The sequence below is a fragment of the Gracilimonas tropica DSM 19535 genome, from assembly GCF_000375425.1.
Classification (GTDB): Bacteria; Bacteroidota; Rhodothermia; order Balneolales; family Balneolaceae; genus Gracilimonas; species Gracilimonas tropica.
Window position 1 is genome coordinate 474,837 of sequence record NZ_AQXG01000001.1, and the last position, 21,865, is coordinate 496,701.

Consider the following 21,865-nt stretch of genomic DNA (forward strand, 5'->3'; position numbering starts at 1 on the left):
AAATGAGTAAAAAAGACAGATTAAAGAAATTTGAAGATCTGGTCATAGATTTGATCAAAAATAGTCCGGATCATACGTTAACAAGAGAGCAAATTATCAGTGTACTTAGGCTTGAAAGCAATAATGAGATAAAAAGGCTGGATAAAGCTCTTGGGCGACTGGCTCATCAAAACCAGATCAACCGAAAGGATAACTACGTGTCTCTTGGAAATTCCAGGAAAGCCAGGAATAATGGCTCTTCCAGGGAATCTGATGTCGTAGTAGGCAAGCTTGATATTTCTGCCCGTGGCACCGGTTATGTAATCACCGACAGCCTGGACCAGGATGTAATGATCTCAGCCAGAGATATTGGAACGGCTCTGAATGATGATATTGTACGAGTAAAGATCACCGGAACCCGAAAACGAAAAGGCCAGCCTTCGGGAAAGATCCTTGAGATCGTTGAACGGGGAAAAGATTTTTATGTAGGTACTCTCCAAAAGGTCAGTAAGGAAAACTATATCATTGAGGCCGATCCAAAATCAGTAAATACCAACTTTTTTGTATTGCCGGAAAATTTGAACACCGCCTCAGACGGTGATAAAGTGATCTTTGAATTGATACAGTGGGTACATCCCAAGGCTTTGCCCGAAGCACGTATTAGATCCGTTTTAGGTAAATCGGGAACCAATGATGCTAATGTGCTTTCTATTTTAGCCGAGAATGATATGATCGCGGAGTTTCCCGCTGAAGTGGAAGAATATGCGAATCAAATTCCGGTTAACATCCCCGATGCTGAAATTGCCCGCCGGCGCGATATGCGTAATGAGAATGTATTCACCATTGACCCCGCCGATGCCAAAGACTTTGATGATGCTTTGAGTATCAAAGTGCTGGATAACGGAAACTTTTATTTGGGAGTACATATTGCGGATGTAACGCATTATCTCACTCCAAAGTCAGTGTTGGATGAAGAAGCCCATCATCGTGGCACCAGCGTGTACCTGGTTGATCGTGTAATCCCGATGCTTCCCGAGGTGTTGAGTAATGGAGTCTGTAGTCTTCGCCCTAACGAAGATAAACTTACCTACAGCTGTTTTATGGAAATAGCCCCGAATGGCAAACTGGTTGATTATTCCGTTGAGGAAACGATCATTCATTCCAAACAGCGGTTTACATACGAAGAAGCACAGGAAGTTATAGAAGGAAAGAGCCATAAGTTCAGCAAGGAAGTAAAGACGGCTGAGAAACTGGCACGAACTCTTTTAGACCGCCGTTTCAGGGAGGGAGCCATCGATTTTGATACACCGGAACCCCGGTTTGTATTGGATAACGACGGCACGCCACTAAAAGTGATCGTAAAAGAGCGAATATTTGCGCACCGACTGATAGAGGAATGCATGCTTATGGCTAACAAAACCGTAGCTATGCATGTAGAGGAAATGAGAAAATCATCAGGCAAAAAGCGGTCTAAAGACTTGTACCCATTCTTTTACCGCATTCACGATAAGCCCGATACCGAAAAGTTGGCCGGCATTGCTGAACAGGTGAAACCCATAGGGATCAAGTTTGACGTTGAAAAGAACATCAGTCCAAAAAAAATTAACGATTTGCTCGGGAAAGTGGAAAATACTAGCCTCGAATACATCGTTAACGGCTTGATGTTAAGGGCAATGGCAAAAGCGGAATATTCCCCGGATAATATTGGTCACTTTGGGCTTGGATTTGCTCATTATTCGCACTTTACCAGTCCAATACGGCGTTATCCGGATGTCATCGTTCACCGATTACTGAAAGGATATAATTCCGGTACCAAAGTTTATACGCACTCCCAGCTCAAAAAAGACGGAGAACACTGCAGCGAACGAGAGCGGGTTGCCGTGGAAGCTGAACGTGATTCTGTAAAACTCAAGCAAGTTGAGTTTTTGAGCAAGAAAACCGGTGAGGTTTTTAACGGAATTATCAGCGGAGTTATGGAACGGGGAATTTTTGTTACCCTAAATGACATTTATTGTGAAGGAATGATCAGAATGAGTGACTTAAAAACTGATTATTTTGTTTATAATGATAAGCGCCATGCATTGGTTGGCCGTAAAAGCGGTAAACAATATCAGCTCGGTGATGAGATCAAGGTGAGAGTTAAGAGCACAGATCTTCAAAAACGACAAATAGACTTTGCACTGGCTTGATAATTATTTAATCAAACTTCTATGAAGAGCATATTTTCTTGGTTATCGGCACTTACAGTTTTAGTAATTCTGGCGGTTTCAGCACCTGCCACAGCTCAATACTACTCATTTGGAAAAAACAGGGTACAGTATGAGGACTTCAAGTGGAGGTATCTTCAAACCACGCATTTTGATGTCTATTACTATGGCAAAAAGAACTATGAACTGGCTGAGTTTGCTGCAAAAAGTGTAGAATCGGCCTATGTGCAGCTTCAAAGTGATTTCAATCATGAGATATCCAATCGTATTCCACTTATCATTTATGATTCGCATAATGATTTTTCCCAAACCAATGTAGTTGCTCTTCCTACCAATGCAGAGGGAATTGGTGGGGTTACCGATAAAATGAAAAACCGTATGACGGTTCCATTTACCGGAGATTATGCAGATTTCCGGCGCACGCTTCATCATGAGTTGGTTCATGCTGTTTTTAATGACATGTTCTATGGCGGTACCATCAATTCCATCATCCGAAATAATATACAGCTGGTATTTCCACTTTGGTTCGAAGAGGGTTTGGCTGAGTATACCGCCCTTGGATGGGATACCAATACGGATATGTATATCCGGGATGCGGTCATCAACAACTATTTACCGCCTATTCAATATTTGAGTGGGTATTATGCATATCGAGGAGGACAATCGGTATGGAATTTCATTGTAGAGGAGTATGGCCGGCAAAAGATAGCTGAGATCTTGCAGCGTATAAAAACTACCCGAAGTGTAGAAGCTGGTATTCGGCAATCGGTAGGACTGAGCCTGGAAGAACTGGATAAAGTATGGCAAGATGCTCTTCAGGAACGCTATTATCCTGAAGTTGCTGAGCGGGAACGAGCGGATATGATCGCGACATTACTCACTGAAAGAGGAAAGTTCGGAACGTACAACACCAGCCCAGCCATTTCCCCACAAAGCGATAAAATTGCTTTTATAACCAACAAGCGTGGCTTCTTTGATGTTGTTGTGATCAGTGCCATCGATGGATCCAAGCTTAAAACACTGATCAGGGGAGAGGATAATCCGGAATTTGAAGAACTCAACATCCTGAATCCCAACTTAACCTGGTCACCGGATGGCAGTAAAATTGCTTTATCCACTAAATCGGAAGGCCGGGATGATATCGCAATTATAGACTACGAAACCGGGAAAATTCGTAAGCTGAAATTCCCAAGTATTGATGCGATCAACTCGGTGGCATGGTCGCCCGATAACAAAAAAATTGCCTTTGATGGTAATATCGGGCCTTATCAGGATATTTTTGTTTACAATTTTGAAACTCAAAAGCTTGCCAACGTAACCGGCGATTTCTTCTCTGATATACAACCCGCCTGGCGCGAAGACTCCCAGTATCTTTATTTTGTTTCTGACCGGGGAGATAATATCAACCTTCATACCAGAACGGTTGAATATGATCTTTTAAGTGATAAAACGATGTATCAGACCGATATATATCGAGTTAATATTGACTCAAGACAAGCCACTCGATTGACCAATACACCGGTTTGGAGCGAAACATCTCCAAAAACCACCAGGGATGGGAAATTGATCTTTATTTCTGATGAGAATGGTATTCAGAACCTCTATGAGTTTAACCTGAATACCCGAATTTCTTCACCGCTTACCAATCTGCAAACCGGGGTTTCACAAATGTCGATTAGTGCCGATGGTTCGAGATTGGCATTTAATACCATCAATGAAGGTTATTTGGATGTTTTTGTGCTTCGTTCTCCCTTCAACCGCAAGAAAGATGAAGCCTTGAGTAAAAATTATTGGGCACAAAGAAGAGCAGCAGAATCTATTTATGATCGCGTGCCTGCAACCCGGATCGTTCAGGAACTTTATGCTCATGGTTTAAGGGACGCACAGACGATCCCGGATTCCACCTTGCTGGAAGAGGTGACTGAACCCAAGACTGCAGAGGTTGAGGAAGAGGTAGTACAGCAAGATTCTGTTGAAGAGGAGAATCAAAACAATGAGATCGATTTCAGAAACTACGTATTCAGTACAGAGGTAATGGAAGACAGTACCCTGGAACTGGAAGATATTGAAAGTTTTAATCCTGAGAACAACATTACAGAAGACGGGCGCTATCAACCCAAGAATTATCGACTTAAATTTTCAACCGATATTGCATATAACCCTACTTTTGTGGCTTCAACCTACGGATCTGCAGCTCAAACACAGTTTATTATCAGTGATCTGCTTGGCGATCATCAAATTTCCTTAGGTACGAATTTTGTAACAGATCTAAGGAACAGTGATTATTCCATACAGTATGGATACCTCAAAAACAGGACGAACTGGTTTATATCTTATTTCCATACCTCCAGAAGGTACCAGACTATTTTTGGAGACTTACTTCGGTTCAGAACTTTTGGGGGAGGGATCAACGTACAATATCCGCTGAATAAGTTTAAGCGGTTTGATTTTAGTTTTTCAGCGCTGGGCATCACCAGAGATTACAGCCGGGTAAACACTATTTTTTCCGGAATATCAGGAGGAGGACAACCCAGCAACGAACGAAGTATATTTCTTTATCCTGAAATTATTTTTACGAATGACCGTACCATTCCCGGTTTCCTGACACCACAAGCAGGAAGACGTTATTCTGTGGGTTTCTCCGGAAGTCCCGGGGTAGGCGATAATGCCCCCGCATTTGCTTCGGTATTGGGAGATTTCAGACAATATTACCGATTGGGTTCCAGCCAATATGCGTTGGCGTTCAGAGGCTCCGGAGCGGCATCTGTAGGCCCGGATAAGCAAACATATTTTATGGGAGGGCAATTAGGCTGGATCAATCAAAGGTTCAGTGACAATGGTCTTTCTTTTGACCGGCTGACGGATAGCTTTTTTACTGTTCCCGCATTGCCTGTGCGTGGTTATGCCTACAATAGTATTTATGGAAGTAATTTCGCTTTGATTAATGCTGAATTTAGGTTCCCTCTGTTTGCGGCTGTAGTGCCTGGAGCCCTGCCGATATTGCCTTTTTATAATATTACAGGAGCTGCTTTCGTGGATTTTGGTACTGCATGGGGACAGGATATCAGCTACAATTTTGAAAGCGGAGGCAGGGAGTATGAGGTGGTTGATGATGCCGGCAATGTTATTGATAACAGCAAATCACTGGATTTTAAATTAGCTCAGCAATTGCAAACTAATAAAGTCAGACAGGTTGGCTCAGATGCCATTCAAGAGTTAAGCGCTCCAGTAAATTATCTTGACGGTGACCTTTTACTAAGTGCCGGATTTGGGTTTCGAACCATTTTGCTTGGGCTGCCTTTCCGATATGATGTAGGCTGGCCATATGGCAGAGATGGTTTTGAAGGATCACCAATCCACTATTTTTCTATCGGAATTGACTTTTAACAGTCGTCAGGAATTTAATTTTGGCCAGACCTGAACGATTGGGTTCTTAATAATCGGTGATACCGGTAATCCGGATCCTGGAAATAAACAAAGCTGGTGTATTCTTGTTGACGTCGCGTAATGCTATCGCTAAGAATGAGATCATCTATACCGGTAGCGCCGCTTCTAATGGCGTATTTATAGGTGTAAGAGCCTTCTTTAATCAAAGAAGTTGTTTCCCAATACCCTGACGATTCGTTGTATTCCAGCTTATTCTTTTCAGATAACAACCATTGATTGAAGTCGCCAACCAGGTAAACGCCCTGATTTGATGCAAACTGTCCGCCATCCTCAAAGCGGAAGCGTACGTTTGCATATCGCGCATCATTTGAAGTTTTAGGATTCCCAAAAGAAGAGCCCCATCCGGTATTTGGGTCAGACGTAAAGTTGAGTACATCCTCCCTTAAAACAGCTAAAGGAGGTTCAAGATCAGGCCGCCATTCTATGATCTTGGAGTTATTCTGAGAAAACGTATTTACATTCAAACCAATAAAATCAAAATTGGCAGGGAATGCATTTTCTCTGGAAAGGTGGAACTGAGCCCGGTCTTCTTCTGAAAAATCATAATTTTCTGATTGTTTTGCATCTCCCCAAAAACGGTTCTGAACAAATTTAAAACTAAGGTCAAATTCGGGGAATTCAACAAAGTCCGGGTATATGAATTCACTAAAAGGCCGGTCCAGGGCTTCAAAACGTGCGCCTGCGTTATAGTCCGTTTCTACCCAGGAAGTGATCTCACCTTCTCTTTCGGCTACAAAGAAAGGCAGGGAAAAAAGGCGTGTGCCGGAGTTGAAATCCGTTACGTGCAACATATAATTTCCGCTGATCAGAAAGTTAAGTTGCTGATTTGGAAAAGAAATGGAATAGTGAAAGTAGTCGGGATCTGATAATTGATTCTTACTTCCTCCACCCAAAATGAGCTCCTGCATATCATCGAGGTACCAGTCTTGAGGGATGTTGCTTGGGTTCCAGTCTTTATCATGATGAGTAAACGTAATCCTGAATTGCCCCGACAGGTCGGTAAGTTCATCAAAAGCCAGCACCAATTTTTGGGAAGAACCCAGCTCTATGATCGGGGGATTGCTGACACTTCCCTTACGATATAGCTGCACACTTTTAATAGACTGAGGAGCCGGTAATTGATTAGGTACAAGATACCGGCTGATATAGTTTTGGTTTGTTCTGTAGTTATTTGTTGACTTTGAAATTGAAGCTGAGCAGCCTCCAATAAATATCAACAGAAGAATGAGGTGTAAAAGATTAAATCGAAATAGTGCCTTCAAATACAAAATGTGCCGGTCCGGTTAAAATTAGTTGATGATAGGTGTTGGTATCTGCATTAAAATCGAAGGAAGCCTTCAGCGTTCCCCCTTTTACATGAACTGAATAAGAGGCATGCTGGGTAGACGCTCCTTGATGAAAATGAGTGGCAATTGCGGAAGCAAGTGCACCGGTTCCGCACGCAAGGGTAAGATCTTCAACTCCACGTTCGTAGGTTTGTAACTGTATAGAACTTTCGTTTTCCGGGAATACAAAATTCACGTTACTTCCGGGAGGATCTACCGTTTTATGATACCTGATACTGCTGCCAAGTTGAACTAAATGCTCCTCGTTTTCCAGTTCAGGCTTTTTATCAAAAAACGTAACCAGGTGCTCGGTAGCTGCATCTGCCTTTATAAATGTGCGGCCTTCAAGAACCTTCTTTTCAGGAATCACATGAACAGGAAAATGAATACTGACCAGTCCATCTGGATGTACTTCTGCTTCATACACATTATCGTGAACATTAAATGTTTGCGTAGCATTAAAGCCAATTTCGTGCGCATACTGAACCAGACAGCGAGCTCCATTGCCACACATGCCGGCATCACTGCCATCAGCATTTCTGTAGATCATAGTGAAATCAACATCATCCCGTTGGGGCTGCTGCAACACAAGGATTCCATCTGCGCCAATTCCAAATTTACGATCACATAACTTTGGGGTGAACCGAATAATCTGATCTAAAGAAAAGGCATACTTTCGGTTATCGATCACTATAAAATCGTTTCCCGCACCCTGCATTTTATGGAATCTAAGTTCAGTCATCATTCAGCAAAAGCAGGTATATGTTTCCAGTTATTCTCATCCGGGATGTATGGATCAAGGCCTCGCATCAGGTTTGAAAAACGCAAAGCAAGCACGATAAATATAAGTTTTGGATTTACATTCTGACGTAAAGCAGGACGGTAGCTGTCCAGATGGTCTATCATTTCCTCAAGCCGGGCTTCGTCCAGTGCGGTAACAAACTTTTGGATAGATTCGAGCTGATCAATGTTTGTAATGAAGGCCTTATTTTCAGTTTCACGATATACCATCAGGTCTCTGATATACATTTCGATCAAATTGGTTAAGGCTATCAAGCCTTCTATGTTATTGGAGCTTTGCCAGTCCTGGACAATGGTTGAAAGTCGTGCAGCATCCTGACCATAGGCCATTCGCATGAATTCTACCACAGATTCTCTGTTTTCTTTGAGCTTGCTGACATCAAAGAAGCGGGTCATTGCATAGTTTCCGTTAGAGACCCGGGCAAGGTAGGAGGCCTCTTCGGGGTTCAATCCATCCACCTCTATCAATCCCTGTTCCACTTCATTATTCTTGAGCGCTCCAAGTGGAATATGCTGGCAGCGAGAGGTGATGGTGGGAAGCAAACTTTCGTAGCTTTCGGTAGTTAAAATGAACATGAGGCGATCGGATGGTTCTTCAAGTAATTTAAGGAACGCATTTGCAGTCTCTTTCCTCATTGTCTCAACCTGGGTCATGATCACAACTACGCGATTGCCTTCGTTGGGTTTAAGCTTGGCAACCGGACGAATATCATCCCTGAAATAGTCGATGGGGTAGAAGGCTTGTAAGTTTTTGGAAGAATCGTCATCCAGGGAAGGCCGCCGGGAAAAATCTATGATCTCATAAGGATCCTTTGCCAATAGCTCAAGCCGGCCCCGAAGTTCCTCTGTATTCGCGGATGTCGGCTTTGGAATAAAGACATGTATATCGGGATGGGTAAACCACGAAGATTTTTTGGAGGATTTATATTCTCCAAGGTCTGATAAGTGTTCTACGCCGTTGATTGCTTCTGCCAAAGCGAGAGCGAAGGCTGTTTTTCCCACCCCGGAGGGACCTGATAATAAGTATGCATGGCTGATTCGGTCAGAATCAAGAATACGTTCAACTTGCTCCTTAGCGCGTTTTTGTCCGATTATACGGCGATTTCCAAATTTGATATTCACGGTAACTTATTCCTCCCAGATATAATCAAAAAGTAAAACTCCTGCGGTTATGGTAACGCCCGCAAATCCAACTAATGCTGTCACGTTATTCATAGAAGCATCACCGCCACTCACAAAAGCCGTCTTACTGACATCAGCGAGCAACAGCACCAACGGCATGAAAAGGGGAATGCTCAATACAGAAAAAATAGCTCCCTTTCGGTCGGCTTGTGAGACCACTGCGGCTGTCATAGTGGCCACACCTGAAAGTCCCGCAGTACCAACAATAAGCATGCTTAAGAAGGCCGTCCAGGACTGAACTTCCAATCCCATCAGGAACAGGTAGCATATAAAAGTGACAATATTTATCAAAAGGGTAAAAATGAAGTTGTAGAGCAATTTGCCTGAATAAACGGAAGTTCCGTTTGAGTAGATCCTGAGTAAGTCGAATGTACGCTTGTCGGTTTCTGAGATGAAGCTTCGGCTTAAAGCAGAGAGGGCTGCAAATAAAATTATGATCCATACCAAGCCTGATTTAGGACCGGGTTCAAGCTGATCTGCCCGCAGTGTAAATAATACCAACAGCATGGCTGCCGCAACGAATGCCAATACCATGTTGAAGGCAAAGCGTGTGCGCAGCTCAATCTGCAGATCTTTCTTTAAAATGGTGAGCGTACTTCGTATCCATTGCATGGCCAAGTTTAAGGATTTTGCGGCCTTATTGACAGTAGTATAGTAGTATTTTTAAGAAGCAAAAAAATCTACAGCGCAGCTTACCTGAACTTTTTGATGAGCTCCCATCGTTTCACTTTACCCGTTGGAGTTTTGGGCAAGTCTTGAACGATTTTTAGTTCTTTTGGGATCTTGAAATCAGTCAGCGCATCTTTGAGTTGCTCCCTTATCTCTCCAAGTACCGGAGTTTTTCCATTAGTAAGGGTGACTACTGCGGTAACTTTCTGCCCCCATTCCTCATCCGGTAACCCTATGACTACCGCTTCTTTTATGGCAGGAAGTTTCAGGATAGCTTCTTCCACTTCGTTGGGATTTACGTTCTCTCCGCCGGTTACGATCAGATCAGTTCTGCGTGATTCAATAAACAAATGTCCGAACCCATTAATATGGCCATAATCTCCGGTGTTGAACCAGCCATCTGCATCAAAGTAAGTTTCATTCTCTTCTGAATTGTAGTAGCCGTCAAAAACCTGAGGGCCTCGAAGCCACAGAGCTCCTGACTGGTTTTTGCCCTGAACTTTTCCACTTTCATCTCTTATCTGCATTTCATTGGGAGGGAAAGGCTTGCCTACGCTCTTTAACGGTGTATACATTCCCGAAGGAGCCAGCAAAGGATTGGCAATGATCTGAGCGCAGGTTTCGGTCATCCCATAGCTGGAAACTACGGGGATTCCTCTTTCTGCAGAGGCTCTCAACAATTCCTCGGATATGGGACCTCCACCAAGTAAAATGGATTTGAATTCTCGATGGGTTTTAAATAGTGGATCGTCGAGCAGGCGTTTTAGCATCGTGGGGACCAAAGATGCAGCCTGAAATCGATAATTTTCTGCCAGAAATTCTTTGATCATTTCTTCATGAAATTCACCTAACCGATAAATAGCAGAGTTATAAATCAACGACCGGAGTATGATGGTGATTCCCCCTACATGATTCAGAGGAAGGCATAAAAGCCAAAAATGATTGGGGTCAGGTTTGAAATTACCGGCAGAAGCCTCAGCTGCACTTTTGATCTGTCTTCGCTTTAAGGGAACGATCTTAGGCTTACTTGTAGTCCCGGAGGTAAAGAAATATCCAAAAATCCGGTCATCCTCAATTAAATCCGGATCAGGCAGATCAATATTTCTGACATCATGAGTAAAGGAATTGAGGAAAAAATTCTCATCCATTTTGATGACATTCTCGTCTCCAAGGCGGGAACGATTTTTTGTATCAGAAAAGATGAGGGCCGGTTTTAGAGCATCCAAATACTCTTGCAACTCATTATTCTTGGCTTTGGGATTGATGGGAATGAATGGGATCCCAAGCCTCCAGCAAGCTGCGATAGCAAATATTAAAAGGTCATTAGACTCCGACACGAAAGTGATCGGCCATTTCAGAGAATCGGCTTTCTCTTCAACAAGATCTTTAAAAAAAGCCGTAAAGCGTTCTAAATCACTGTATGTATACATTCCATGCTGAGAAGTCAAAAAGACATGCGGCTGATCTTTTCGCTTGAATTCAAAGCTATGTAAACGCGATTTGAACATAAATTTATGTCAACTCCTTTAGATTTTTTAAATGTACTGAAATTCCCAGTCCGGGGCTTCCGGAAAATTTAATAATGGGTGTGTTGAGCCAATGGTCGTCAGAAACATCAGAACTGAGCAGGGAGCCGGTTGATAGTCCTTGTGCCTTATTTTTTGATGCCAAACCGGCAGCCAAAGCTGCTACTGCACTACGTCCTATAGCTGTTTCCATCGATGTAGTACATACAACGTCAATATTATGAGTATCAGCAAGTTGTTTTGTTACAGAAATATTTCGGAAAGTCCCCATCAGCATTGGTTTAATAATAATCAGATCTGCGGCTTCTTTGACTATTAGTTCTTCTGCGATCTTTTTGTTCCCAACCGATTCATCTGCAGCGATGGGAATGGACACTTGATCCGACACTTCCTTCAGAGATGAAATATCGTCAGCGGGAACCGGTTGTTCACAATACTCAATATCCAAAGATTCGAGGGCCTTTAATTGTTCAATGGCTTCAGCAACTGACCAAGCCTGATTTGCATCTATTCTGAGCTTCACCTTTGGAAATTGCTTTCTTAGGGAGGTCAGGATGGAGCGCTCGTGCTCAAAATTCTTTCCAACTTTTAGCTTGAGGGTTGAAAATCCTGCATCTACAAATTCTTGGGCTTGCTGCAGCGTTGTACTCTTTTCCTGTATAGATAAAACCGCATTGGTTTCAATCTGAGAAGAGAACTCCTCAAAAAGAAATTGCGGTAGTGATACCCGCTGCTTCTTTGCCTGCAGATCGTAATTCAACATATCCAATCCAAAACTCAAAGAAGGGAAGTGGTGAATCTGATCCAGTATCTCAATAAAAGTATCCGCTTCACCGGTATAGAATGCATCTTCCAAAGCAGAATGATTAGTGATGAGCACTTCTCGAACCTGTTTCAGTGTTTCCATGGAAAAGCCAGGAAGCGGAGCAATCTCACCATACGCTGTAACATGTGAATCGGTAAAGCTGACGATCAATCCTTCCCGGTGAGAAAAAGTTTGGCCGGCTGTTTTAAAAGGAAGCTTAAAAGGAATCCGATATGAGAAAATGCGAAGCATCAGTTCAATAAAATTCCAATGGAAAATAGTACGCCAAATAAAACCATAAACTGTGCAGTACGTTCCAGCATTGGATTTAACTTTTGCTTGTTGGCTTCCGTCCAGATTTTATGCACTAAAAAGAATGCAATGGGAAGAGAAAGAAAGGGGAGGAGGATCCAAAAGCTGAAGTCAAATTGTACATAGAAATGGGGAGGTATAGCAAAAGCTAAAAGGATCATTAATAGATACTCGATCTTCAAGGCGGTTTCTCCCAAAAGAACACCCAGCGTTTTCTTACCTGATTTTTGATCTTGATCAACATCTCTCAGGTTATTTACCACAAGGATATTTACACAAAGACCACCCACCGCAAGAGCCGCCCAAAACGAAGTTTCCGACCATTCAAGTACATTTACATAATAGGTGGTCATCACCGCAATGATCCCAAAGAAAAGGAATACAAAAACATCTCCCAATCCATTATATCCAAGTGGAAATGGTCCGCCAGTGTAAAGAACTCCAAATAACAGGGAAAGTAAACCAATTACGAGCACGATCCAGCCGCCCACCCAAACCAGGTAGAGGCCGGTAACAAATGCCAGCCCCATAGTAATGATGGTGGCGTTTTTCATGGTGCTTGGGGCAATAAGTCCTGCAGCGGTGGCCCGCCTGAAACCTATTCGTTCATCGGTATCAGAGCCTTTGATGAAATCAAAATAATCGTTGGCAAAGTTGGTCCCGATCTGAATTAACATGGCACAGATCAGTGCTACGGAAGTGGCCGTCCAGTTTAAAAGATTGGCTTCATAAGCGAGTGCGGCTCCTACAATAACGGGGACCACCGCAGCAGCTAATGTTTGCGGACGGGCAGCTTCGATCCAAAGCTTGAATTTTGATGCGCTCAAGAGAAATTTCTTAAAATTTATTGTGGATAACTATGCGGATAAAGATAACAGTTTTATAAGTGGCTTAAAAAATGAAGTAAAGCCAGCTCAAAAGAAAAATTTGTTAAGTCTGCGACAGACTGGAAGCGGTTGCAGGTTAAATAATTAAACAAATATCTAATTTTATCTATTAAATTTAATTCTTGATAAATAATTATCTAATTAATTTGTGTATTTCTTAAAAAGTGCTTTATATTTTGCCCGTCAATTCGCTAACCACCAAAACAATTTTATCCTATGGCATACTCAAAACTGGAATATATCTGGCTTGATGGATCTAAGCCTACTCAAGCATTAAGGAGTAAAACTAAAGTGATCCATGATTTCAGTGGCAAACTGGAAGATTGTCCTATCTGGAACTTTGATGGAAGCTCCACCAATCAAGCTAAAGGCAACGCCTCCGATTGTCTTTTAAAACCGGTGGCTATTTTTCCTGATCCTGATCGATTGCACAGTTACCTGGTAATGACGGAAGTTTTAAACGCAGACGGCACTCCTCATGAGACCAATGGGCGTGCAACCATAGATGCTGATAATGATGATTTTTGGTTCGGTTTTGAACAAGAATATTTTATTGTAGACCCGGAAACAAACCGGCCGATTGGTTTTCCGGAAAATGGATACCCGGCTCCGCAGGGACCTTATTACTGTGGGGTAGGAGGCGGTGTTGCTTTTGGCAGAGACATCATTGAAGAGCACCTCGATATGTGTTTAGAAGCCGGATTGAATGTGGAAGGTATAAATGCTGAGGTAGCTGCCGGACAGTGGGAATTTCAGATCTTTGCGAAAGGAGCTCATCGTGCCGGAGATGAGATTTGGGTAGCTCGTTATTTGATTGAACGAACTGCAGAGAAATACGGCCTCATCGTTGAGTGGCATCCAAAACCATTGGGTGATACCGACTGGAATGGTTCCGGAATGCATGCTAATTTCTCCAATGGTAAAATGCGCGATGAAGGCGGTGAAAAATATATGACCGAGGTATGTGAAGCTTTTGGAAAGCACATCAAAGAACATATAGATGTGTACGGAGCCGACAACCATATGCGCCTCACCGGTAAGCACGAAACTCAGTCTATCGACAAATTCAGCTTTGGGGTTTCTGACCGCGGAGCCTCAATCCGTATTCCGGTAAACACTATTGAAGACGGATGGAAAGGCCGACTTGAAGACCGCCGACCTGCTTCTAATGCAGATCCTTACAAAGTGGGAGCAAGAATAATAAAAACGGTAAATACGGTTTCTTAATAAGCCGCTTAGTTGTTATTTGCAAAGCCCTGTTTTTTGAAAGCAGGGCTTTTTTTTTGAAGTTATTTTTTAACAATTGATTGTTTTTCGAAATTTCAGGAACCCCGCTTTTTATAGAAGCCGGGGTTTTTTAGTTTTGGGTAAAAAGTAAATGAAAGAAATTAGTTGGAGTGATTTTGAACAAGTTGATCTGAGGATCGGGACCATCCTTAAAGCGGAAGATTTCCCGGAAGCACGAAAACCGGCTTATAAACTAACTATAGATTTTGGTGAAGAAATAGGTATCAGGAAGTCATCGGCTCAGATCACAGATCATTATGAACCCGGAATGTTAGAAGGAAAACAGGTGATGGCGGTGGTGAATTTCCCTCCTAAACAGATCGGGCCGTTCATGTCAGAATGCCTGGTAACCGGCTTTCCGGATGCATCAGGAAAGGTGATTCTTGCTGTTCCCGATAAAAAGGTGCCAAATGGAATGAAACTTTTTTAGTGATATTCGGCTTTAACACATCAACAAAAATTGGTAACACATTACCTGTCATTACGTTAAAAGATCTATGAAAATTTTAGCCTGGTCTTATATAATTTTATTACTGAGTTCAGTAACACATGCTCAAGAGATCGCATTTCCTGAAAGAGAGTCCGATCGTTCTAATTTTGAATTGACCATTGAAAGTATCCCCGAAAATAAAGGAGAGGTACGCATAGCTATTTTCAACAGTGAGGAAAAATACAAAGAGAAAGAAGATCCGGTTCATGCCGTGGTACTTAAGGTGGATGGTAAAAAGCTAACCTGGAGCGATGATTCCTTTCCCTTTGGAGAATATGCCATAGCCGTCTATCACGATAAAAATGAGAATGGCGAATTAGATACTAATTTTTTAGGTATTCCCAAGGAGGCTTATGGATTTTCAAATAATGCAAGGGGACGTTTTGGTCCTGCTTCATGGGAAGCTGCTCACTTCAAAGTGGATTCCAATCAAACTAAAATGGTGATCGAAGTTAAGTAGAGAAGTTGGTAACACGGTTTCTGCAACACCGTAGAAAAAAAGCCGTACTCACGGCAAATTTAAAACTACGATCATGCAGCAGATTTTTAAGTCTATATCCATCGCTTTACAAAACATCAAAACAAATCCGCTTTACACGTTCCTGTCCACCCTTGGCATCATTATCGGGGTTGCTTCACTGGTGGCAATACTCGCTTTGGGAGATGGATTAGAGCAAACCGGCCGGCAGCAAATTGAGACTACAACTTCCGTCCAAATGCTCAGCATCTCACCCAAAAAATTTGATGTGGTCAATGACGTGCGTGTCCCCCGGGAGAATACATACGAATTTGATGTTGAGCATGCCCGCGAGATAGAAGGGAGAATTTCGGACCTGGGTTTAACGGAATTGATAGCCCGAAGCAGCCGGAAAGCAAGTTTCAAAGACTCTACACTTGGAATTTATATTGAAGCCACCCTTGATGATCTCCCTTCATTTAATGAAATGGCTGTTTCGGGAGCATACTTTGGAGAGGAGGAAATAAGTGGAAATGCACTAACAGCGGTATTATCCACGGCATTAGCCCGGCAATGGGATACGGTTCCGGAGGCAATCATCGGAGAATCCATTCAAATCGAAAACAGATGGTATGAAGTGATGGGAATCATAGAAACCGGTTCGGAAGGATTGCAAGCTTTCATCCCCATAAGTACCTACCTGAATTATTTTGAAAATCCCAATGAACCAAATTTAGTGCTTAAGAGCTTTCAGGTTGAGGATGTCCCCGTGATCAGGGAAAGAGCAGAAACCTGGCTCGATGAACGTTTTGGGGAGGGCAGAGGCGCCTTTACGATCTCAAGCTACGAAGGAAGAGTCAAACAGCTAAGTCAGGGCATTTTGGTTTTTAAATTGGTGATGGGAGCGATAACCGGCATTTCTGTATTGGTTGGAGGGATCGGCATCATGAATGTGTTGCTGATTTCAGTTACGGAACGAACCCGGGAGATCGGGATCAGGAAAGCGACCGGGGCCCGTAAAAAGGATATTGTAATGCAGTTTTTATCAGAGTCCGTCACCATCTCGGTTGTGGGAAGCATATTGGGATGGATCGTCGGAATTGTAGGCGTATTCGGCTTAGTGGAACTAATAAACTATATGACGGATCTCAACTTCAATGCTGCGTTACAACCGGGAACCATTCTGATTGTACTGCTGATAGCCATTTGTGTTGGAATGATATTTGGCACTTATCCCGCCTGGAAAGCTGCAAACCTGACCCCGGTGGATGCCATTCGGCACGAATGATCTTTTCCTTCAGGCCTACATTCTAAAGTACATCCTGCAGTTCTTCATTCCTTTGTATTACGGACTTGGCATAGGGACAAAGAGGGAGGACTTTTAGTCCATTTTTTCGGGCATATTCCACTCCATGAATTACCAGTTTTTTCGCCAACCCTTGTCCGCGAACTTCTTCTGACGCTTCAGTATGGTCTATGATTATTCGGGATGAACCAGCTTTGGAATACGTCATTTCAGCCACACGCTTTCCATCTTTTTCAATAAAAAAAGCACCTTTGGTTTCAGAAGATTCGTGTTGGATTTGCATGGTTAGTTGAGTTAGTTAATGATTTCTCGTTCCGTCAGCTCAGCTGCGGAATGATAAAGTGAGGCTTTGCCTCAATAATACTATGAAGGCGATCGGTCAAATTTGTCCCAGTTCGGCTTACGTTTTTCTAAGAAGGCATTGCGGCCTTCTTCCGCTTCGTCGGTCATATAGGCCAAGCGAGTGGCTTCTCCGGCAAATACTTGCTGTCCCACCATGCCATCATCGATGGCGTTGAAGGCAAACTTGGCCATTTTGGTAGCGGTTGGACTTTTGGTCAGGATCTCTTGCGCCCACTCATAAGCGGTTTCTTCCAGCTTTTCATGCGGAACCACTTTATTCACCATGCCCATTTCAAAGGCTTCCTGCGCCGAATAATTGGCTCCGAGGAAGAAGATCTCCCGGGCTCGTTTTTGTCCCACCTGACGGGCAAGCAAGGCTGAACCAAATCCACCATCAAAGCTGGCGACGTCGGTGTCGGTTTGTTTGAAGATGGCATGTTCTTCACTGGCTAAGGTGAGGTCGCAAACTACGTGCAGACTATGTCCACCGCCAACTGCCCAGCCGGGCACGACAGCGATCACTACTTTAGGCATGAAACGAATGAGTCGCTGGACTTCCAGAATGTTGAGTCGGGCAATGCCGTCATCGGCTTTATACCCGGTTTTGGAGCGAACATTTTGATCTCCGCCGGAACAAAAAGCCCATTTCCCATCTTTTGGAGAAGGCCCTTCACCACTGATCAACACTACGCCAATGTCATTATCTTCTTTAGCATCATGGAGTGCTTCATATAACTCAAACACGGTTTTAGGACGAAAAGCATTCCGAATTTCAGGTCGGTTGAACGCCACTCGCGCAACGCCATTCGATTTTTTATAGGTGATGTCTTCGTATTCTTTAACGGTTTGCCAGTTCATGACGGGTATTGTGTTTGAATGAATGTTTCGAGTAATGCTACAAGTGAATCAGGCTGTTCCAAATGTACGCGGTGCCCGGCATCTTTCACAAGCTGAAGTTTAGCATCGGGAATTTCCCTTTCCATCTGTCGGTTGATGTGAACAAATTTTGAATCCCGTTCACCTGCAATAAGCTGTACCGGAATAGCCAAATCTTTGAGTCGATCACGAACACAAGGCATAGTGCCGGTACCAAAACCTTGCAGGGCATTAGCCAGCCAAAATGGATTTTGTTCCTGCTGAATACGTTCAGTTCTCTTTAAGAGATCAGGATCTGCTGTGGAGGAAGCAAACAGCGGCATGTTTTTCCAATCTTCGAGGAATCCTTCAAAGTTACCAGTTATAGCATCCGAGCGACGTGCGTCCAGGGATTGCCGGGCTTGCCGTTCGGTTTCGCCTTCGATGCCAAAAGTGGCACTTTCCAGGATCAATCCACGATAGAGGTCGGGGCGGTGGAGGGCCAGCTGAAGTGCAAGCCGTCCTCCCATACTGTAGCCATACAAATACAGTGGAACATCCAGCTGTTCGCTAATGAGTTTGGTTACGTCTGCCACTTGTTCTTTGGTGGAAAACCGATAGTGAAGTTCCGCTCCGTCTGTTCTTCCATGCCCCAAAAGGTCGATCGTAATAGGATTACAAAAAGACTTGAGATTTGGGATCAGGTGGGCAAAATTCTCTCCGCTTCCCATAAATCCGTGTAAAAGAACAAGATTTGGCAGGGTTTCTTTTTGTTGATGAACTTCAAAGTGATAAGAAATTCCGCGAATGCGAATGTTCATGAATCATTGGTGAACTTAAAATTCCATAAAGTGTGGCGAAGCTCCATTGACTCGTCCGCTCCGGTCATGCATTCCATAACGTGCACGCCTTTTCTTTCGATCAGTTTATCAAAGGTAGGAATTATTTGCTCCGGTTTCGAAATCAAGGTATGATCGATATTGTGCGCCCGGCAAAGTGCGGCAATTTTGGTCCGCTGAGGGGTTTCAAAGTACGTGGTATATTTTTCTTTGATCTGGTGGACAGGCAACATCCTGAATATAGTTCCACCGCCATTGTTCAAAACAATAATGACCAGCGGCCGGTCTACTTGGGCGGAAAGTAAAAGCCCGTTTGTATCGTGGAGAAAAGCGATATCACCGATCATCAGAAAGCCGGGTTTATCTTGTTTCACGCTCATTCCAATAGCCGTGGAAATAATGCCATCAATACCGGCTGCCCCACGATTTACGTGAATCTCTTTGCCGTCGAACTCCCCAAAAAGAGACATATCCCGAACCGGGAATGAGTTGGAAAGAAATACGAAGCTCTTTTTGGGCTGGGTTTCACTAATTTTAGAAAATACATATCCGTCCGTAATGGGAGAAGAAGGATACAACTGTTCCTCCCGAAAGCTTTTAAAAGATTTTTCGACCTTGCGCCAGGTTTTGATCCATTCCTTATCAGCGGCTCCTGTTACTTCGGGAATGACTAACTCTCCATCCAATAAGATCTGTTTTTGTGAAGACAATGTGCCATCAGTCCATTGGTTGGGATGCATGAAACTGATCTGCATCACGGTATCCAGTTTATCCAAATAGTTGTTCAGTGCCTTACTGACGGGTTGCATTCCAAATCTCAAAATGAGATCGGCTTCAAGATAGTCCCAGTTATCGGGATTCCTGAGAAAGCCATCAAATCCCTGAATAGTATGTCGGGAAGAGGACACATTGGAGCCAGGTTCAGCCAACACCGGGGCGTCCAGTGCCCGTGCCAGCGGAGTAATAAAATCCAATGAATGATGCGGAGATGTTGGCCCTACTACGATCAGCGGTTTTTCAGCGGATATTACATCCGACCAAAAAGTCTCACCTAATTCAACAGAAGACCGGCTTTGTTCATATTTTGGGGAAGGACGGCGGGCCTGCTTTTCATTTTCAAATTCAACCTGTTTTAGATATTTGGTATCCGGTTCAAAGGGCTTGGAAAAGGGAAAGTTAAGATGTGCCACACCGGATCTTTCCATTGAAAGTTGTACCGACTGTGAAGCAGCCAAACGTAATCTCTTCAAACTACGTGCATGCAGGTCAGGTTCGCCCACTTCATGGAAGAAGACCGAATAATTGCCAAAGATCTTAAGCTGATCAATGGTTTGCGAGGCTCCAAGTCCACGATAATGGGAAGGCCGGTCGGCACTTAAAATGATCAGCGGAATGCCAGATTGTGCAGCTTCTACAACTGCGGGAAAATAATTAGCGAGAGCGGTTCCTGACGTACAAACCAAAACAGCCGGCTTACCATGTGCTTTGGCCAGGCCGAGGGCAAAAAAAGCAGACGAGCGTTCATCGATACCAATATGCTTCTTGAAGCCGGAATGGGCTGAAAATGAAAGGGTTAAAGCGGTGGACCTTGAGCCCGGGGAAATCACGGCATGTTCAATACCTTCCTCAAATAAGGCACGTACGAATTCGGTACTCCAGTGAAAAGCAAGATTCTGAGGTTCATTTTCGAGCATGTTCCAACGCAGTTAGCATCGGGATGAATTTTAAATTCGTTTCATCCCATTCTTTTTTAGGATTTGAGTCCTCAACGATACCACATCCAGCGAAAAATCGCACTTCATTATTTTTAATTAATCCGCTGCGTATGGCTACCACAAATTCGCCGTGGCCAAACGCATTGATCCAGCCAATGGGGCCTGCATACCATCCGCGGTCAAAATACTCAAGCTTGTTGATATAAGGCATAGCGGCTTCACGAGGATAACCGCCTACCGCAGGAGTAGGATGGAGGCGGGATAACACTTCTGTCCTCGAAACACCTTCTTTTATACGGGCATGAACCGGAGTATATAAGTGCTGTACATTCGATAGTTTTTTAATGCCCGGCACTTTAGGATGCTCGTACACATCAGAATAGCGCTGAAGGTTTTCCTCAATGGCATCTAACACAAAAGCATGTTCACTAAGATCTTTCTTACTGTGCAACAACTCATGTTCAAGCACGGCATCTTCTGAAGCTGTTTTCCCGCGCGAAATACTTCCGGCAAGTCCTTCAGTCAATACTTCCCGTTCGTGGAATGAGGCAAGCCGTTCAGGAGTACTTCCCACAAAGGCAGTTTCACCATCCTGGCTGATCAGAAATGAATAACAATCCGGATATTGATTTCGCAGATAATTTAACAACCGTGTTCCCGAAACCGGATATTGGAGTTTTACATTCAACTCCCTTGCTAAAACGATCTTCTTGAAAGCTCCTTGTTTGATTAGGTCCGTGGCATTTTCAACAGAGTTGGTCCATTGCCAGTATTCGGGCGAATCAATTCCCGGAGCTTCTACTTTGGTTGGGAAACTTGCATCGCGATCAAGATTATAGCTTCCGGCATCACAAATGGCATCAAGGCGATCCAAAGTAGAGATGAAATCATCAACCGACGATTCTGCTGAAGCATTAGTATCGATCTGTTTAGTGATGGTTAATACGGTAAGATCTTTATTCTTAACCAAGATCCATTCCGGAAGATTAAACGAACCTGCACCGAATTGTCTCCATTCTTTCCCGATGTTATGATCAAAAAAAGAAAAGCCGCCAAGCAGATGCACTGAGGCATGCGAATGTTTCAGATTGGTGATGTGGTAAACGGATGAAAGCAATTGTTTGCCTTCATCAGAAGCTTGTCTGAATCGTTCCTTTCCGGTAGTCTGTATTCGTTTAAGTGAACCTCCGGCAGCAATAGAAAATTCAGCAGAGGGTTTTTCCCAATAATATTGAAAAGGTTTGGTTCCTGCATATTGCTCTAAAACAGCAAGAGCATCAACGGAGGGGATTTTAATGGAAAAGGACAGGTAGCGGAATGGATTATCTTCCTGGGCTACGAAATTGATGGCTTCTCTTAATGCCAGTTTTGAAATTTGATCCTGAAAGCAAGTCCGGACCTTATTAAATACGGGATTCTTTGAATCCATAACAC

At 43.4% G+C, this 21,865-nt stretch carries 18 protein-coding genes; 6 read left to right on the forward strand and 12 right to left on the reverse strand.

The features are described 5' to 3' along the window. The first annotated feature begins 2 nt into the window (after nt 1-2). Both rnr and B151_RS0102190 read left to right on the forward strand, forming a co-directional pair. Complete coding sequence (gene rnr / locus B151_RS0102185; protein ID WP_020401955.1) at nt 3-2,168, forward strand: ribonuclease R; 2,166 nt, start codon at nt 3-5, stop codon at nt 2,166-2,168. Between the two features lie 21 nt (nt 2,169-2,189). Further along, on the forward strand, nt 2,190-5,573 hold the full coding sequence (locus B151_RS0102190) for a peptidase MA family metallohydrolase (RefSeq protein WP_020401956.1): 3,384 nt from the start codon (nt 2,190-2,192) through the stop codon (nt 5,571-5,573). Between the two features lie 14 nt (nt 5,574-5,587). Here B151_RS0102190 and B151_RS0102195 read toward each other — a convergent pair whose 3' ends face one another. The 7 genes from B151_RS0102195 to B151_RS0102225 form a co-directional block, all read right to left on the reverse strand. Beyond that, nucleotides 5,588-6,724 carry a type IX secretion system plug protein gene (locus tag B151_RS0102195; RefSeq protein WP_169332174.1) on the reverse strand — a complete coding sequence of 379 codons (1,137 nt, stop codon included), beginning with the start codon at nt 6,722-6,724 and terminating at the stop codon, nt 5,588-5,590. A 148-nt stretch (nt 6,725-6,872) separates the two neighbouring features. After that, complete coding sequence (gene dapF / locus B151_RS0102200) at nt 6,873-7,703, reverse strand: diaminopimelate epimerase (protein WP_245550337.1); 831 nt, start codon at nt 7,701-7,703, stop codon at nt 6,873-6,875. Further along, on the reverse strand, nt 7,700-8,881 hold the full coding sequence (locus B151_RS0102205; RefSeq protein WP_020401959.1) for a DNA polymerase III subunit: 1,182 nt from the start codon (nt 8,879-8,881) through the stop codon (nt 7,700-7,702). The genes dapF and B151_RS0102205 overlap by 4 nt, the downstream gene beginning before the upstream one ends. 6 nt (nt 8,882-8,887) lie before the next feature. After that, entirely contained in the window at nt 8,888-9,553 is a 666-nt protein-coding gene (locus B151_RS0102210) for a heme exporter protein CcmB (protein WP_020401960.1), read from the reverse strand. 80 nt (nt 9,554-9,633) lie between these two features. Then, entirely contained in the window at nt 9,634-11,118 is a 1,485-nt protein-coding gene (locus B151_RS0102215; RefSeq protein ID WP_020401961.1) for a class I adenylate-forming enzyme family protein, read from the reverse strand. Nucleotides 11,119-11,122: 4 nt separating this feature from the next. Next, nucleotides 11,123-12,193 carry an o-succinylbenzoate synthase gene (menC, locus tag B151_RS0102220; RefSeq protein WP_020401962.1) on the reverse strand — a complete coding sequence of 357 codons (1,071 nt, stop codon included), beginning with the start codon at nt 12,191-12,193 and terminating at the stop codon, nt 11,123-11,125. After that, nucleotides 12,193-13,080 carry a 1,4-dihydroxy-2-naphthoate polyprenyltransferase gene (locus B151_RS0102225; RefSeq protein WP_020401963.1) on the reverse strand — a complete coding sequence of 296 codons (888 nt, stop codon included), beginning with the start codon at nt 13,078-13,080 and terminating at the stop codon, nt 12,193-12,195. The genes menC and B151_RS0102225 overlap by 1 nt, the downstream gene beginning before the upstream one ends. Nucleotides 13,081-13,356: 276 nt before the next feature. Here B151_RS0102225 and B151_RS0102230 point away from each other — a divergent pair, with 276 nt between their 5' ends. The 4 genes from B151_RS0102230 to B151_RS0102245 all read left to right on the forward strand — a co-directional run bounded on the left by B151_RS0102230 (nt 13,357) and on the right by B151_RS0102245 (nt 16,662). Further along, a complete protein-coding gene (locus tag B151_RS0102230) occupies nt 13,357-14,367 on the forward strand; it encodes a glutamine synthetase beta-grasp domain-containing protein (protein WP_020401964.1) in 1,011 nt (336 codons plus the stop codon). Nucleotides 14,368-14,518: 151 nt separating this feature from the next. After that, nucleotides 14,519-14,857 (forward strand): tRNA-binding protein, encoded by a 339-nt coding sequence (locus tag B151_RS0102235; protein WP_020401965.1) that lies wholly within the window; start codon nt 14,519-14,521, stop codon nt 14,855-14,857. Between the two features lie 67 nt (nt 14,858-14,924). Continuing rightward, nucleotides 14,925-15,377, forward strand: a complete 453-nt coding sequence (locus B151_RS0102240) for a DUF2141 domain-containing protein (protein ID WP_020401966.1) — start codon at nt 14,925-14,927, stop codon at nt 15,375-15,377. Nucleotides 15,378-15,450: 73 nt separating this feature from the next. Next, nucleotides 15,451-16,662: an ABC transporter permease gene (locus tag B151_RS0102245; RefSeq protein ID WP_020401967.1), complete on the forward strand. Its 1,212-nt coding sequence runs from the start codon at nt 15,451-15,453 to the stop codon at nt 16,660-16,662. 22 nt (nt 16,663-16,684) lie between these two features. Here B151_RS0102245 and B151_RS0102250 read toward each other — a convergent pair whose 3' ends face one another. The 5 genes from B151_RS0102250 to B151_RS19295 form a co-directional block, all read right to left on the reverse strand. Continuing rightward, the gene (locus B151_RS0102250; protein WP_020401968.1) at nt 16,685-16,963 is read right to left on the reverse strand and encodes a GNAT family N-acetyltransferase; all 279 of its coding nucleotides are present in this window, start codon (nt 16,961-16,963) and stop codon (nt 16,685-16,687) included. An 80-nt stretch (nt 16,964-17,043) separates the two neighbouring features. After that, nucleotides 17,044-17,880, reverse strand: coding sequence for a 1,4-dihydroxy-2-naphthoyl-CoA synthase (locus B151_RS0102255; protein WP_020401969.1), 837 nt, complete (start codon nt 17,878-17,880; stop codon nt 17,044-17,046). Continuing rightward, a complete protein-coding gene (gene menH, locus B151_RS0102260; RefSeq protein ID WP_020401970.1) occupies nt 17,877-18,698 on the reverse strand; it encodes a 2-succinyl-6-hydroxy-2,4-cyclohexadiene-1-carboxylate synthase in 822 nt (273 codons plus the stop codon). The genes B151_RS0102255 and menH overlap by 4 nt, the downstream gene beginning before the upstream one ends. Next, entirely contained in the window at nt 18,695-20,410 is a 1,716-nt protein-coding gene (gene menD / locus B151_RS0102265; protein WP_020401971.1) for a 2-succinyl-5-enolpyruvyl-6-hydroxy-3-cyclohexene-1-carboxylic-acid synthase, read from the reverse strand. The genes menH and menD overlap by 4 nt, the downstream gene beginning before the upstream one ends. Next, nucleotides 20,397-21,860 carry an isochorismate synthase gene (locus B151_RS19295; RefSeq protein WP_020401972.1) on the reverse strand — a complete coding sequence of 488 codons (1,464 nt, stop codon included), beginning with the start codon at nt 21,858-21,860 and terminating at the stop codon, nt 20,397-20,399. Before B151_RS19295 ends, menD begins: the two co-directional genes overlap by 14 nt. Between the last annotated feature and the right edge of the window lie 5 nt (nt 21,861-21,865).